The following is a 15,088-nucleotide window of genomic DNA, read 5'->3' as shown; positions in this document are numbered from 1 at the left end:
TAGCCCTGATAAGTCAGGTACTCATCGCTTTGACCTTTTTAGTGGTAGCCTTGAATGGATGGCTGACGCTGTCCATTACGCTTGTTTTTCTATTCCTGTTTCTAAGCTGTATTGGGTTTACGAATCCCAATGCTTCCGCCTTGTCGTTAGCCCCTTTCGCTAAAAATGCGGGTAGTGCCTCGGCGTTGATGGGAGCCGTACAAATGGGTATGGGAACTCTGATCTCGGTGCTGATGAGTCAGTTTGAAGAACCCTCAGCCTTACCGATGGTGGCTGCCATGGCGGGTTCTGCCAGTCTCGCCCTGCTTGTGTTACTGGTGGGTAAGAAAACCATTAAACAGCAAGTAGAAGTGCAACAGGACGCGGAAGCAGCGTTCTTACATTAACCTCGACTCTCGTTTTACGTATCAGAGGGCTAGTGTGGTGTTCATCTTTAAAACGTTTTCATGCAAAAATCCGAACTCAAAGGGCATCTGGACCTGATAGTAATTGACTCAGAAGATAACGCTGAAGAGGAACGCACGCACGGGCTACAGATCCTGATTCATGGAGATTCAGCGGGCTTGAAATCGTTGGGTCAACTCCTGCTTCAGTTGGCCGAATTGGATCAGAAACAGGAGAGCGGCCTTCCCGTGGGAGCCAGAACACACCTGCACCTACTTCCTAACGTCGATCTAAGTAAAAGCTCCTCGGAGGTGATTATAGGCAGGCTCGATGCTAAGGGTACGGGTGAATTTTATGCCCGGTATGCCTCAAAAGATCAATAAATGTTTTTCATCCATTGGCAACGCTCTGCTCCCTTGCCGTAAAGAATGGTTGATCCTTGTCACTGCACACGATGAAAGCTGAACCTAAGGTCGAGCGATTACAGCCGCTGGATTTAAAGCTAAAGGGCTTTAGCATGTACGAGGTGCATCCGTCTTCACCGGGGATACCTGACTATTTGCGTCGAGACTTTTATAAAATATGCCTTTTCAGTGGGGATAGTCTCGTGCATTACGCTGACAAAACCTTGTTCGTCCGGCAGCATAGTTTATTTTTCGCTACCCCACAAATCCCGTATTCCTGGGAGGTTGAATCCGCTCAGTACACGAGCTTTACCTGTTTGTTTACTGAGGATTTTATTAAAGGCAGTGATCGGAGTAAAAGTCTTCAGGAATCGCCCTTCTTTAAAGTGGGTGGTACCCCTTTGTTTTCGCTCGACGATCATGCCTATACGCGGGTAAAAGGCCTTTTTCAGCAAATGCTGGAAGAGCAGGATTCCAGCTATGTATACCAGGATGAGTTGATCCGTAACTACCTAAATCTGATCGTCCATCAGGCTCATAAACTACAACCTGCTCCCGGCAGTACAGTAGCCGGAAACGCCGCTTCCCGGATTTCTACTTTATTTCTGGACTTACTCGAACGGCAGTTTCCCATCGATAGCCGACACCAGCGACTCTTACTTAAGAATCCGCAGGATTTCGCTCAGCGACTCAATATTCACGTCAATCATCTGAATCGCTCCGTTAAGCAAATCACGGGCCAATCCACCCGGGATCACATTGCCGAGCGAATCCTTGCCGAAGCCCGGGCCTTACTGCTGCACACGGATTGGCCTATTGCCGACATTGCCTTTACTCTGGGCTTTGATTACGCCAATTACTTCATTCAATATTTTAAGCGAATGCAGGGCGTCACGCCGCATGCGTTTCGAACGTCCGCCATGGTTTGATTTGTATCGTTTTCTGTTTGTTATCCTTCTTTTTAGGGTTTTTCGATTGGTGAACTTTGCCCGTCTATTGACAGCTAATGCAAACCGATCATGATTCAGGAAGTAACATTTAAACACAAAACCTGGCAAATAGCGGGCCATCTTCACGTGCCCGAAGCTTTTGATGAACGTCAGTCGTATGCGGCTATCGTTTGTGTCCACCCCGGCAGTAGCGTAAAGGAGCAAACTGCGGGTCTTTACGCGGCCAAACTAGCTCAGGCGGGATTCATCGCTCTAGCCTTTGATGCCTCTTTTCAGGGGGCAAGTGGTGGCGAACCCCGCCACCTGGAGGATCCGGCTACCCGGGTGGAGGACATTCGCTGTGCAGTCGATTATCTCACCACGCTTGCCTTCGTTGATCGCAATCGGATTGGAATTCTAGGCATCTGTGCGGGTGGTACGTACGCAGCGAATGCCGCATTAACGGAACGCAGGTTCAAGGCCGTGGGAGTCGTCGTTCCGGGTAATTTCGCCCGGGTGTATCACGAACAGGGGAATGCGATTGAGATTCTTGAAGCCGTAAGCCAGCAAAGAACGGCGGAAGCCAACGGAGCAGATGCCTTGATTACTCCTTGGATTCCCAACACGCCCGAAGAAGCCCAACAAACCGGAGCCACGGAGATGGATCTACTCCAGGCGGTGGACTATTACCGGACGCCCCGCGGACAACATCCGAACTCGGACAATAAACTTCTGTATACAGGGATCAGCCTAGCCGTTGTTTTTGATGCCTTCCACTTAGCCGATCAGTTGTTGACGCAGCCTTTATGCATCGTGGTGGGTGACAAAGTCGGTGGCTTTGGCTCGTATCGGGACGGTTTTGAACTGTACAATAAAGCGGCCTCTACTTCCAAACAGATTCATGTGGTGGCTGGTGCCAGCCATTACGATCTGTACGATGATCCTAAAGCTACGGGTGAGGCTCTTGAGCAGCTTATTCCCTTTTTCTGCGATAATTTGGTATAACTGAAAAGAAGCGAGTACGATCTTCGTGGACCGTACTCGCTTGTAAATATTCAGTATTCAAACAATTATTCGCTTAAAAAAGAAAGTACTAGCTGATTGAGTTTTTGGGCTTGCTCAAAAGGCAAATAATGCGTGGCATCCGGGAAAATTTCCAGTCGGGCGTTTTTGATCAGCTTCTGCATCAGCTGGCTATGCGATTCCAGAATGACATCGTTCTGACCTGCAATGAGTAATACGGGACTATTAATCTTCTGAAGGTCCGCTGCTGTCAAGTGCGGCTGGGTAAGCATCAGCCGAAGCAGGCGATGATCCCCGGAATCCTGCTTTACCTGGTTTTTAAACATCGTCAGTACTTCTTCTTTGATTCCGTCGGGCGAAAGATTGGCCCCAATGGCAATCAGTTTCCCTACTTTTTCGGGATAGCTCCGGGCAAAAGACAGCCCCGTATTTCCGCCATCACTCCACCCCAAGATGTGTACTTTGGGGAGGTTTAATTGAGCCATCAGTTTGGAAAGATCGCTGGCGAAGGTATCGTACGTATAGTCAGCGGAAGACCGATTCGTACTTTTTCCCTGCCCTCGCGTATCTACGGCAATCACCCGATAGCGTCTGGACAAAGCCGGAATTTGCTGGTAAAAATCGGCAATACTCCCGTTGTTCCCGTGTAATAAGACCAGTGGTTCTCCTTGACCATAGATTTCATAGTACAGCTTGGCATCTCCCAGATCCGCATAGGTACCACTGGAATCCTGTCCGTAGCGGGCCTTTCTTGCCGCTTCGTGATGTTGGTATACCTGCAGCATCGTACGGGTCATTGCGTCCGGCTCTTCTAAAGATTCGGTCGAACGGTCGGCTGGCGTTTCCGTCGTATGTTTTGCGTAACTAACGGCCACATTGGCAATAAAGGTACCGGCATGTTTTTCCCAATCCCCCTGGCTTTGATAGCGGAATAGTAAATGATTCGCGAGCGATTTTTTAGCCGATAATCCGAAGATAAACGGATCCTGAGCGGCAGCCGTATACTGAACAAGTTGCAGGGTGAAGGCGACTTTCCCCGTCCGGGTTGCTCTGAGCTGATAGCTGGAAAGGTCAATGGTTTGCCAGCCGGTGGTCGTGGTTTTGTAGAGGATCGGTGCCTGTTGTAAAGATTGGCCCGGGGTACCGTTCGAAGCCTCGTAGAGATTGAGCTTCAGGGTAATCTCGGCGTACTTTGAACTCGGCATGATGTAAAAATTGAATGCATTCAGCCAGGCCTCCGGCGGTACAGTCAGCAACATCCCCTGCTCAACGGCAGGAGCGTGCTGATCGAACATCCTCGAAAACGTAAGCATGGGACGTGACTTTTCGCCCACTACTTTCACTTTGTTTTTTTTGGCTGAAACCACCAGCGTTTGAAGTACCCGGGCATTCGGTTCTAAAACCACAACCGATTCGCGTCCGGCGGGAAAAGGGGCGATGGCCTTATCGTGGTAGCCTACGGCACTAAAAATGAGTTCAGCGTTACGTAAGGAATCAACAAGGGTAAGTTTAAAATGGCCCTGCTCATCGGCCAAGGTACCAACCGGCGTACGTCGGATCCCAATGGCACAGTACGGAATGCCCTCACCCGCCTGATTCACTACTCGACCCCTCAGATTCGTCTGAGCGAACGATGGATAACAGTACAAACTAAGGAAAAGAAGGAAGATACTATTTTTCATACCATTCATACTTGCAAGCAAACGAGTCATTACTGAAGCGTTTGGTCAACAAAAATTTCAGTAATGACTCGTTTAATGATCTACCTTCCAACTGAGTAATCCAGGAAAGCTCCTTTAGGACCAAATAAGCATTCATTAGGTGAATCAATCTACTGGAATCCTAACTCTTATTTATCACCACTTACAAACCTAACATCTACTGCTCCAGAAGCCTGCTTTCCTTTGATCATCACTTTATACTCGGCTCCTTTCTGATTTACCAGATGGATTCGCTTTTCTTCCAACGAATCAATTTTCTTACTGAAAACAACCGAGGAGGGCGACTGAATGGAAGCCTCTAATTCACCCCCGGTTTCTTTGAATTGGTACGCGAGATACGTATCATTATCCGGTACCCGGAGCGTAAAATTTTGCGTACCGTTTAGTTCTTTGAATGCTGCCTGGGTCCGTTCAGGGGTTGAAGAGCCTTGCCAGTTTTTAGTGGAAGTACAAGAATTCAATAGCAAGGCAATGGTAGTGTATACAAGAAATCGTTTCATTGCGAAGGCCGTTAAACGGGTTTAAATACGGATTCAGTTACGTTCAAGAGATGAATAACTTCCTCTTAACGTTGCATCCGCCTCTGACAGCTGCCTTGTTTTTTACGATTCCTTGCGTACCATTCCGATAAAAATTAGGCGGCGTCTTCCAACGCAAAGCAGACCATCAGGGTCTTAGAGAAAATCTTTAAACCAATGTTCCGTATGCGACTTTTTTCGACCGGCATTTTTTTATTTCTTCTGTTCGCTCTGATGGCTTGCTCAAAAGAGCAGCTGGAACCCGTAATCGTAGATCCTCCCGTTCCAATCACAGTCAAGCTAGTAGCCCGTGATACCATTCGGCAGGGAAGTTATAAGGGAGTGGGCATTCATAGTTTCGTCGATGAAGCTTATACGGTTCTTGAGCAGCATCGGCAGGAAAAGTCCGTGACGTATCTCAGTCAAGTCAATACGTATTTCTCCGATGTTACCGATCTAAAAAATCGACTTCGCCAGTTTGATTGGCTGACACTGGATGAATCATACGACACGGATTCTGGCGTACAGATTGAACTAGCCGCGGGTAAGGTCAAAAGTTTAACGCTCAATAATCGCCGCTCTTTAAGCCAATGGCCCGAGGCGATCGATTCCAAAAGTGCTCTCCAAGTGGGTGACACGCCCGAGCAACTGTACAGCAAACTGGTGGAGCTAAGCAAAAAACCGACTTATGCCCCTAAATTTCAGAAAATGGTACTTACCTCCCGGTACAGCTATGCTATCTATGACCCCGTTAAGGCCCGTTTACCCTGGACCTTGGTTTATCCAAAAGATAACCGCTCGTTTGATCAGGTACAAATTCATTTCAAGGATAAACAGGTAGCTTTTATTACCGTAGAGCGGTTTGAACCGATCTAGTCTCTCGCAAAGGTTTCGGAAGGCTATTGAAAGTCAGCCTTCCGAAACCTTTGCCTATGTTCTTGCTTACCGCCTTGAAACTGGCTATCCTAGGTGAGTAAACGTACATTATCTGCTATTCTTCAGAAAGAGGTTACCCAAAACCCCAAGCTCGTTTGGGCTAGTATTTCAACGATTGCAGCACGGGGCGTAAGAGATTTATACCTGCCTGTACGGTCTTATTCTTTCGTTAACGTAATTACTTCCGGTCCCTGCTTGAAAAGCATTTGATTTCCGATAAACTCAATGGTTATTTCTTCGGGTTCAAATCTGAATGCATGGGGGCCATAAGCTTCCAGAAAAAAGCGGGGTTGGTCCGTACCCTGAGCCGTCAGTAAGCGACCCTCTCGGCGAATAGTAAGTTTGAGCGGAATGGCTGGCGAGGCATAAACGCCCGTAAAGGATTTTAAAGCTTTAGGTGCCAAAGCTACTTCTGGACTAAAGGTGGGGTATTGTATATCTTTGCCATAAAACAGAGTCAATACCTGGACTATAAACTGATTATGAGGGTACCGTTCTCCGTTGATTACACAGGCAATGGATACACTATCCCGTTGATTGTAGCCAACCAGAGCATGCGTTCCATAGGTATCGCCCGCGTGTCCATAAAAGGTCTGGTTGTAAAAAGGAATCGCTTCCAAACCTTTTCCGGGCATGTTTCGCTGGGGATCAGGTTTCATTGATGCTACGCTCATCGGACGGAGTAGCTGATGCTGAAAAAAAGCCGTAATCAACTGGTTCAATTCGGCTGGCGTAGATGCAACATCCCCCACCCCTACGACATTGGTAAAAACAAGATCCTGCATCTTTTCCCACCGTCCCTGTTTATACTGGTACGAAGGGGCTACGTTTGATGGTTTTGCCCGGGCAGAAGCCGTATGAACCAGTCCTAAAGGCTCGGTTATTTCTTTAGCCAGTACCTGATCATACGGCTGTTGGTACTTCTTTTCGACAATTCTGGCCAGCAAATAATACCCTGAATTAGAGTACGCTACTTCTTGACCAGGCTTAAACAAACTGCCCTGCCGGATGATTTCAGCCTTGATCTGAGCCTCCGTAGCGGGTTGTTTTAGCCAAAACGGGTCTTCTTTTTTTAGTAAATAATCCCCGAGTCCGCTGGTATGTTCAAGCAACTGTTGAATCGTGATACCAGTCGCGTTAGGAATTTCCGGGAAAAACGTAGCTAGCGTGTCGGTCAGCCGTAATTCCCCCTTTTCAATTAAACGAAAAATCAGGGTAGCCGTGAGTAGCTTCGTAATGGAGCCCATCTGAAAGGTAATCGGAGCTTTCGAGACTTGATCAGAAGCCACTCCAAAGCGGCGGCTGTAGACAGGCTGTCCGTTTTTATAAATAGCTAAAGCACCCCTTCCCCGGTTATGATGCTCTATGTAATCAATAAAGGCATTTAACTTTTTTAGGTTCGATGGCTGTGCCCGAAGACATAAAGAAGTTAGTACGAAGGCAAAGATTACGATTGATTTCATAGAGAAAAAGTCACTAAAACGATAGCTGAAGCGAAGGAAGCGTTTGAATCAAAGATTCTGGAAGACCCACTTGATTCAGTAAGGATAAAGATGCTTGGGACAGCCAGGAGGTTGCGTATACGTAAAAAGTAACGCTACGGAGGATTCGCAACCTCGTTAGGATTCAGCGATGGTGACCTGTTTCTTACCTCAGTAAATTGTCTAAAGTTCAATGAGCTGAACGCATCACAGGGATTATCTCTCTTCAATACCCCTGACTTTTCGCAGCTTCAAATCAGTCCACTACTCAAATCCCGAAAAAGCATACAATCTCCCGGAATTCGTATGATAGGGGTCCAGCCACCCCAGCCCACCTTTGTAGCATCACAAAAAACAAAGAGCATGAACCAGACCATTTTAATTACCGGTGCTAGCAGCGGCTTAGGAAAAGAGACGGCTAAGTTATTTCAATCCAACGGATGGAATGTCATTGCCACCATGCGAAATCCTGAAACGGAAACTGAACTACGGGAATTGCCGAATGTATTGGTAGCGAAGCTTGATGTACTGGAGCCAGCGACCATCGAAAATGCCGTACGCGAAGGTCTGGAGCAATTTGGAACCATTGATGTACTGGTGAACAACGCGGGCTATGGAGCTTATGGTCCACTGGAATCTATCCCCCGGGATAAAGTCATTCGTCAGTTTCATACCAACGTGATTGGGCTCATTGCGGTTACGCAGGCTTTGCTACCGCATTTCCGCCGACAACAGAGCGGCCTGATCCTGAACATTTCATCTACGGGAGGGAAAATGGCTTTCCCGCTGGGCTCCCTGTACCACGGGACTAAATTTGCCGTGGAAGGTCTCTCCGAATCGCTAGTTTATGAACTGGAACCTATGGGGATACGGGTGAAACTCATTGAACCCGGTGCGATAGCGACTGATTTTACGGGCCGCTCCCTCGACCTTAGCGTGGATGAGAATCTAGCTGAGTATCAGCCTATCATTGCCAAAGCTTTAACCTCTTTTGACACCCTCTTTCAACAGGCCTCCAGTCCCGCAACGATTGCCCAGGTAGTCTACCAGGCGGCTACCGATGGCTCCGATCAGTTACGCTATTCCGCAGGGGCCGATGCAGCCGTAATGATCGATCAGCGTGGGCAGTTATCGGATGAGGACTTCCGCCGGGGAGTTGAAGTGATGTTTGGTTTATAAAGACCACTGGGTCTTCAACAAAAAAGCCGACTCTAATCATCGGCTTTTTTGTTGTACGCTTTCTGTTTATCCAATCTGCAAGGGCTGCTTCGAATCATCTTCCGTATCACTTAGCTCATCGGGTACCGGTTCGCCCTGATCTTTAATGATACGATATGCCAGTAACAGATACAGGCCGTAAATCCCGGTTATCACTACCAACGTTTCCCAACCCAGCTGAATCAGATAAGCCGCACTCCACATGAAGGTTAGCGTAATTCCGGTCAGCCATACGTACGGGCGGCGACGAGCGGCGTTTATCTTTTTCAGGCTCATCCAGGTCATAGCGGCCAGATACAGCGTCATTCCCCAAACCAGCATCCACCAGGACGTATCATTGTCATCAACGGCGGCCGTTACCCCGATCGCCATCGTACCCGTACCCAGATAAAGCGGCAGGTGCCCAAAGGAATACCGTAAGCCATTGCCTTTGAGACGACCATTAAGAAATTCTTCCTGATGGAAGAAATACCACCACCAGAGCAAAATCACCAGTACCAATCCGCAGCCCGCCGCAATGAGTCGATACGGATGCCAAAGTCCCTCGCTTAGTGAAGTGGATAACCCCATCACATTCTGCTCGACTACAATGAGCGTAAACATACCCAATCGTTGAGGGAAATGTTGTTCCGTAGGTGCAATCTTCTCCAGCGATTTCCGGGCCAGCCAGGGGGTTGCCAATTCAATGACTAAACTGATCACTTGCCAAACGTGATTCTGGGTAATTCCGCCGACAATCCAGAAAACCAGACCCACACTAGAACCTATCAGCAAGTAACGGGCGGGCTTTCGGGCCTCTTCGTCAACCCAAATGATATATACGTACAAGCCCAGCAAGAGGATACGGGCTGCCGCGTAAAACCAGGTAAATCCTGCTACGTCTCCCTCCAGCGTATCGGGAGCCTTCACGGAAAGTAAGATGATAGGAATCAGACTCAGTAAAAGAAGAGCCTGCTGAAAGCGAGCATTTCGATCAAACCGATCAAAGTACAACGAAAAACCCGTCCATAGCCACCAGGCTGGAATGAAGAGACTGCAAAAATGCAGGTACTCCTTCCCGTAGACGGCTCCCGTAAACACATCGGCCAACTGACCAATGACGGTACCGATCACTAAGTCATAAAAAGGTTCAATCCAGCGATCAGCAATGGTTTGCCCCCGTTCGTCATTTCCTCGGGCTAAGTCGTTCTTTTGCTTCAAACGTGTGGGTCATAAGAGGTTAATCTTTCTTCAGTTTTACTTCGACCGTCTTTTTAAGGCCTTCGATATCTTCCAGATTGCCACGAATGACGGTTTTCATTTGACTATTCTTCAATAGATCGTTACTAGATGCCACTTTACAATCCATATGCAGGGCATACGGAAAATCCTTGCCTTTGAACAACATCTGCACGCTGGCTTTCAGCATTTTTCCTACTGTTAGCTGTACCGGAATGGAACGCCTTATTTTTCCTGGTTTAAATGGGCAAGTCTCCGCAGAGATAGAAGGCTATACGCTAAATAAAACTGTGCCCGCTCCTTACAATTTATTCTTCCTACTCTCCTCCTTGCTCGGCTAAGCCTACCTAACCCAACCTAAGCACAAAATTTTCAAAAATTTAATTTTATGCCTAGCTGTCAGTTTTCTAATTACTTACACTCAAAAAGTACGTAATTCTTCTTGAGAAGAACTTCTTAAAAAGTACCGTTTTCTCTAAAATAGCTTGCAATAAAGGCCGGTAAAGGGCTAGAGCTTAGGCAATAAGTAATAGTTAATCCACTGATATTAATATATTTACCTAGCCTTCTCAGCTAACACCTACACCTTATGCAAACGCCAACGTACCACGAAGCCCGGAAAATCTGGGATCGTATCAATCGGGATGTACCGACCGATCGCCTGGAGGTAATGGACTCCATTGAAAACTTCAAATCCATTCTGGACTTATTCCATTTAGGCCCTTATTACTACTACCTTTTCAATTGTCGCACGGGTCAAATTGAGTACACTAGTGATTCCGTACATGAAGTACTCGGTTGTTCACCCGAGGAATTTACCCTGCCCTACGTCCTCGATCACCTGCATCCCGATGATGTTTCTGTTTTTTTGAATCACGAGAACAGTGTGGTGGAGTTCTTTAATCAGATTGCACCGGAAAAAGTCTACAAGTACAAAGTGAGTTACGATTACCGCTTACGGAAAAAAAACGGTCAGTATGCCCGAATTTTACAACAAATTGTAGTCATTCAGTATGGTGAAAATGTACGTACGCTCGGCGTTCATACGGACATTTCGCATTTGAAAGCAACGGGCTCTTCGGTGCTTTCTTTCGTGGGAATTGATGGGGAGCCTTCGTATTTGAACATGCCGATTGAGCATGTATTTATCACTCGGAAAGAAATCTTGAGTCACCGGGAAAAAGAAGTACTACGAGCGATCGTATCCGGGTACGCCAGCAAACAAATCGCTGACTTACTGTGCATTACCAAGGAAACGGTAGACCGCCACCGGAAGAATATGCTGGGTAAGGCAGATGTACGCAGCTCGGCTGAATTGGTCGCCAAAGCCGTCCGCGAAGGCTGGATTTAACAAAAAACGTTCGACCCAAGGGGCCGAACGCTTGCAGAAAACCGGAGAAAGCTCCGCCAGGCTTTCTTAGTAATGCATCGACAACTCTGCCGCCGCCGCCCGATCCAGAAACCAGTCCAGATAGCCGTTAACGGGAATAATGAGTTGAGCAGGGAATTGCTCAATATCGATTGGATCTTCAATTACGTGGCGAACCGCCTCCGCCTTTCCAGCTCCATAAACCAGAAAAGCCGTACGATCTGCCTGATTAATCAGGGGAGCCGTAAACGAGATGCGGTACACGCCCTGATCATTGAGAAACACTTCTTTCACGGATTGTGAATCATCCGCCAGAATGCTGGTATAAGGAAACAGGGAAGCCGTATGCGAATTATCTCCCAATCCGAGCAGGATCAGATCAAAACTTAGCTTCTCGCCATTAAAGAATTTCAGAATGGTCTCCGTATACGCTTCTGCCGCCTGCTTGGGTTCCAGGCTGGTATCGACCGCATATACTTGCAGAGGATTAATAAAAAGCGGATCAAACAGCGTTTGCTTCGCCATCAGGTAGTTACTGTCCGGATCCGTATGGGGTACGTACCGCTCATCACCGAAAAAGAAATGTACTTTTTTCCAGTCCAGATCATTAGCGTGATGGGCTACCAGTAACTCATACAGCTTCTTGGGTGAACTTCCACCCGATAGAGCTACTGAAAAGCGGCCCTTTTCCTGAATATTCCGCTGGGCCGTTTCTACAAAAAATACCGCCAGATTTCGCAGTGTTTCATCGACGGTATCGGCAATTGTAATTTTCATAATCGTTTCATAATCAAGTGAGCAAAGGGAGGCGATAATCCGCCTCCCTTTTTTTGGATTAGCCTAGTGCTTCACATTACTTTTTAGCGGTAATGAAAACCAGTGGAAGCCATCGCGGGCAATCAGGGCCTCCGCCGACTCCGGTCCCCAGGAATCTGCGGCGTAGTTGGGGAAACTCAGGCTGGGTTTCGCCGCCCAGGTATCGAGTACGGGCATGAGTAAATCCCAGGCTGCCTCGACCTGATCACCCCGCATGAACAGGGTCTGATCACCCAACATGGTATCCAGTAACAGGGTCTCGTATGCTTCGGGAGCCTGATTGGTATACGTGCCTTTGTAATCGAAAACCATATCGACCGTATTGAGAATCATATCCAGTCCCGGACGCTTCGCCTGTACTTGCAGACGAATGCTCATTTCAGGCTGAATACTGATAATCAGACGATTTTGGGGCAGACTATCTTTGGTACCGGAAGGGAAAATATCGTGAGGAACCTCCCGAAATTGAATGGAAATCACCGAAGCCGACTGGTGCATCCGCTTACCCGTCCGTACGTAGAAGGGCACGCCCTGCCAACGCCAGTTGTCCACGAAAAACTTCACCGCTGCAAAAGTTTCGGTATTGGATTGCGGATCTACCTTGGGTTCTTCGCGGTAGCCGGGTACCTGTTTGCCTTCCATCCAGCCACTGCCGTACTGGCCGCGTACGGCCGACAGCCGTACATCTTCGGCCGTAAAACGACGCATGGCTTTGAGGACGTCCACCTTGCGGTTGCGTACTTCGTCGGCACTGAAGCTAACGGGCGGTTCCATCGCCACCAGACACAGCAATTGCAGCAGGTGGTTCTGGATCATGTCCCGCAGGGCTCCGGCTCCGTCGTAGTAGTCGCCGCGTTCGCCCATGCCCAGCTGTTCGGTTACCGAAATCTGTACATGTTCAATGTAGTTGCGATTCCATAAAGGCTCCAGAATGGCATTGGCAAAACGGAACGCCATGATATTCTGTACCGTTTCTTTGCCCAGGTAGTGGTCAATGCGGTAAATCTGGCGTTCGTCGAAGATATGAGCCAGCAGCGAGTTCAGCTTCTTGGCCGATTCCAGGTCGTGACCGATCGGTTTTTCGATCACGATTCGTACGCGTTCGGTATCCGAAGCCAGTCCAGCTTTAGAAATATTTTCGGCAATAATGGGGAAGAAATTGGGGGAAACCGCCAGGTAATACACGACGTTGGCCTTCTGACCCCACTCCTGCGTGTATTGATCGATACGGTTACCAAACTCTTTGTAGGTTTCCGCATCTTTCAAATCCGAAGGTTGGTACGCAACGTGCTTGGCAAACGTTTCCCATTTGTCGGATTCTGCCTTCCCGCGACGGGAAAACGAGTTGATTCCTTCGAGTAAACGTTCGGCAAAAACCTCGTCCGTCAGCTCCGTACGTCCCGTGCCAATAATGGCAAATTTTTCGGGCAGGTAACCATCCAGGAACAAATTATATAAGGCGGGTGCCAGTTTACGGGAGTTCAAATCGCCCGTACCGCCGAAAATGATAAATATGGTTGGCGTTGTTGTTGAATTCATGGGGAATGTCGTTGAAGTTGATTAGTAACAAGTCCCTGTTTCTTCAGGTAAGGAAGCCGGTAAGCAGTGCTTACTGTAAATCAACTTCTTCTTTGGGTACCCATTCAGTATGAAAAACGCCTTCTTTACCAATAACTTCGTACAAGTGGGCTCCGAAATAATCCCGCTGGGCTTGGATGAGGTTCAGGGCAGAACGACCCGTACGGAACGCATCAAAGTAACTCAGGGAAGTGGCATACGCCGGAGCCGCGATACCCGACTGAACGGCACTCGTCACCACCGTACGCAGGCCTGGAAGGGCCGCAGTCAACTGCGTTTTTACTCCTTCATCCAGCAACAGGTGCTCAAGTTGAGGATTCTTCTCGTAAGCCTGGTAAATACTGTTCAGGAACTTCGAACGAATGATACAGCCACCCCGCCAGATTTTAGCGATTTCGGTGAGCTGGAGTTCGTAGCCATATTCCCGCGAAGCCTTCAATAGCATGTGCATGCCTTGGGCATAGGTGATAATCATGCTGGCGAAGAACGCTTCTTCCAGAGCCGTTAAGTATTCCTGTTTTACGGCATCAATTCCCCGGCCTTCACCGCTGTATAATTCAGCCGCCTGTTCGCGAAGCTTTTTGTACTTGGACAAATCCCGCTGCGAAACGGCAATATCAATCGTTGGAATGGGCGTTTCCAGATCCATGGCTGCCTGTGAAGTCCACTTACCCGTACCTTTGGCTTTCGCTTCATCTTTGATGTCGTCGAGTAGCTCGTGGTCGGCTCCGGGTTCACGGTAGCGGAAAATATCTTTGGTAATGTTAATCAGGAAAGATTGTAGACGGCCCTGGTCCCACTGGTCAAATACGTCACCAATGGCGGCGTTGTCCATTTTCAGACCATTTTTCAGCAAGGAATACGTCTCGGCAATCAATTGCATGAGGCCGTATTCGATACCATTGTGTACCATTTTCACAAAGTGTCCCGATGCTCCGGGGCCAATGTAGGTTACACAGGGATCCCCATCTACTTTCGCCGCGATGGCTTCAAAGACGGGTTTCATTACTTCATAGGCGTGCTTATCGCCACCGGGCATCATACTCGGTCCACGACGAGCCCCTGCTTCACCACCCGAAATCCCCATTCCGAAGAAGTGGATGCCTTTGCTTTGCAGTTCGGCAACGCGACGATTGGTGTCCGTAAAATGTGAATTTCCGGAATCAATCAAAATATCGCCCTGATTTAACAGGGGTTCCAGATTGGCAATGACGCTATCTACTACTTTACCCGCCGGTACCAGCATGATGATGGTACGAGGACTGGTCAGGCTTTCAATGAAATCAGGTAAAGACACAAAGCCCTTTACGTTTTTACCCTTGCCTTCCGTTTCGAGCAATTCAGCTTTGGAGGCGTCCGTATCGTACCCAGCTACGGCTACGTCGTGATCCGCCATATTCAGCAGGAGGTTTCGGCCCATGGTTCCCAGGCCAATCATTCCTATGGTGTACTGTTGAGCACTCATTAGGGATAGGATGGTTTATTTGAAGGTG

Annotated in this window: 14 protein-coding genes and 1 pseudogene; 7 read left to right on the top strand and 8 right to left on the bottom strand. The window is 48.2% G+C overall.

Going from position 1 to position 15,088, the window contains the following annotated elements; translation table 11 throughout:
- From ACOJTG_RS15540 to ACOJTG_RS15525, 4 genes and pseudogenes are all read left to right on the top strand, one after another.
- Positions 1–386 (top strand): annotated as a pseudogene (locus ACOJTG_RS15540) (Bcr/CflA family drug resistance efflux transporter); the annotation flags it as partial.
- Positions 387–446: 60 nt separating this feature from the next.
- A complete protein-coding gene (locus ACOJTG_RS15535; protein ID WP_420154665.1) occupies positions 447–767 on the top strand; it encodes an Imm32 family immunity protein in 321 nt (106 codons plus the stop codon).
- Between the two features lie 71 nt (positions 768–838).
- Positions 839–1,717: a helix-turn-helix domain-containing protein gene (locus tag ACOJTG_RS15530; protein WP_420154664.1), complete on the top strand. Its 879-nt coding sequence runs from the start codon at positions 839–841 to the stop codon at positions 1,715–1,717.
- Positions 1,718–1,807: 90 nt separating this feature from the next.
- The gene (locus ACOJTG_RS15525) at positions 1,808–2,722 is read left to right on the top strand and encodes an alpha/beta hydrolase (RefSeq protein WP_420154663.1); all 915 of its coding nucleotides are present in this window, start codon (positions 1,808–1,810) and stop codon (positions 2,720–2,722) included.
- Positions 2,723–2,787: 65 nt separating this feature from the next.
- On the opposite strand, the gene ACOJTG_RS15520 is transcribed toward ACOJTG_RS15525, so the two are convergent.
- Both ACOJTG_RS15520 and ACOJTG_RS15515 read right to left on the bottom strand, forming a co-directional pair.
- Entirely contained in the window at positions 2,788–4,452 is a 1,665-nt protein-coding gene (locus ACOJTG_RS15520; protein WP_420154662.1) for an alpha/beta fold hydrolase, read from the bottom strand.
- Positions 4,453–4,589: 137 nt separating this feature from the next.
- On the bottom strand, positions 4,590–4,961 hold the full coding sequence (locus tag ACOJTG_RS15515) for a hypothetical protein (RefSeq protein ID WP_420154661.1): 372 nt from the start codon (positions 4,959–4,961) through the stop codon (positions 4,590–4,592).
- Between the two features lie 204 nt (positions 4,962–5,165).
- Between ACOJTG_RS15515 and ACOJTG_RS15510 the strand changes: the two genes are divergently transcribed.
- Positions 5,166–5,855, top strand: coding sequence for a hypothetical protein (locus ACOJTG_RS15510; protein ID WP_420154660.1), 690 nt, complete (start codon positions 5,166–5,168; stop codon positions 5,853–5,855).
- Positions 5,856–6,073: 218 nt separating this feature from the next.
- Here ACOJTG_RS15510 and ACOJTG_RS15505 read toward each other — a convergent pair whose 3' ends face one another.
- A complete protein-coding gene (locus ACOJTG_RS15505; RefSeq protein ID WP_420154659.1) occupies positions 6,074–7,378 on the bottom strand; it encodes a serine hydrolase domain-containing protein in 1,305 nt (434 codons plus the stop codon).
- Positions 7,379–7,759: 381 nt separating this feature from the next.
- Here ACOJTG_RS15505 and ACOJTG_RS15500 point away from each other — a divergent pair, with 381 nt between their 5' ends.
- Positions 7,760–8,575, top strand: coding sequence for an SDR family oxidoreductase (locus ACOJTG_RS15500; protein ID WP_420154658.1), 816 nt, complete (start codon positions 7,760–7,762; stop codon positions 8,573–8,575).
- Between the two features lie 66 nt (positions 8,576–8,641).
- Here ACOJTG_RS15500 and ACOJTG_RS15495 read toward each other — a convergent pair whose 3' ends face one another.
- A complete protein-coding gene (locus ACOJTG_RS15495) occupies positions 8,642–9,814 on the bottom strand; it encodes a low temperature requirement protein A (RefSeq protein WP_420154657.1) in 1,173 nt (390 codons plus the stop codon).
- Positions 9,815–9,833: 19 nt separating this feature from the next.
- On the bottom strand, positions 9,834–10,022 hold the full coding sequence (locus ACOJTG_RS15490; protein WP_420154656.1) for a hypothetical protein: 189 nt from the start codon (positions 10,020–10,022) through the stop codon (positions 9,834–9,836).
- Between the two features lie 399 nt (positions 10,023–10,421).
- Between ACOJTG_RS15490 and ACOJTG_RS15485 the strand changes: the two genes are divergently transcribed.
- Positions 10,422–11,183 carry a LuxR C-terminal-related transcriptional regulator gene (locus ACOJTG_RS15485; RefSeq protein ID WP_420154655.1) on the top strand — a complete coding sequence of 254 codons (762 nt, stop codon included), beginning with the start codon at positions 10,422–10,424 and terminating at the stop codon, positions 11,181–11,183.
- 66 nt (positions 11,184–11,249) lie between these two features.
- Here the strand turns inward: ACOJTG_RS15485 and pgl are convergent, their stop codons facing one another.
- From pgl to gndA, 3 genes are all read right to left on the bottom strand, one after another.
- Positions 11,250–11,978, bottom strand: coding sequence for a 6-phosphogluconolactonase (pgl, locus tag ACOJTG_RS15480; RefSeq protein ID WP_420154654.1), 729 nt, complete (start codon positions 11,976–11,978; stop codon positions 11,250–11,252).
- 63 nt (positions 11,979–12,041) lie between these two features.
- Positions 12,042–13,556: a glucose-6-phosphate dehydrogenase gene (gene zwf / locus ACOJTG_RS15475; RefSeq protein ID WP_420154653.1), complete on the bottom strand. Its 1,515-nt coding sequence runs from the start codon at positions 13,554–13,556 to the stop codon at positions 12,042–12,044.
- A 70-nt stretch (positions 13,557–13,626) separates the two neighbouring features.
- Entirely contained in the window at positions 13,627–15,060 is a 1,434-nt protein-coding gene (gene gndA / locus ACOJTG_RS15470) for an NADP-dependent phosphogluconate dehydrogenase (RefSeq protein WP_420154652.1), read from the bottom strand.
- Positions 15,061–15,088 lie beyond the last annotated feature (28 nt).

Source organism: Siphonobacter sp. (genome assembly GCF_048595215.1).
Lineage (GTDB): Bacteria > Bacteroidota > Bacteroidia > Cytophagales > Spirosomataceae > Siphonobacter.
The sequence above is the reverse complement of the archived record's forward strand: the minus strand, read 5'-3'. Positions and strand labels throughout refer to the sequence as shown.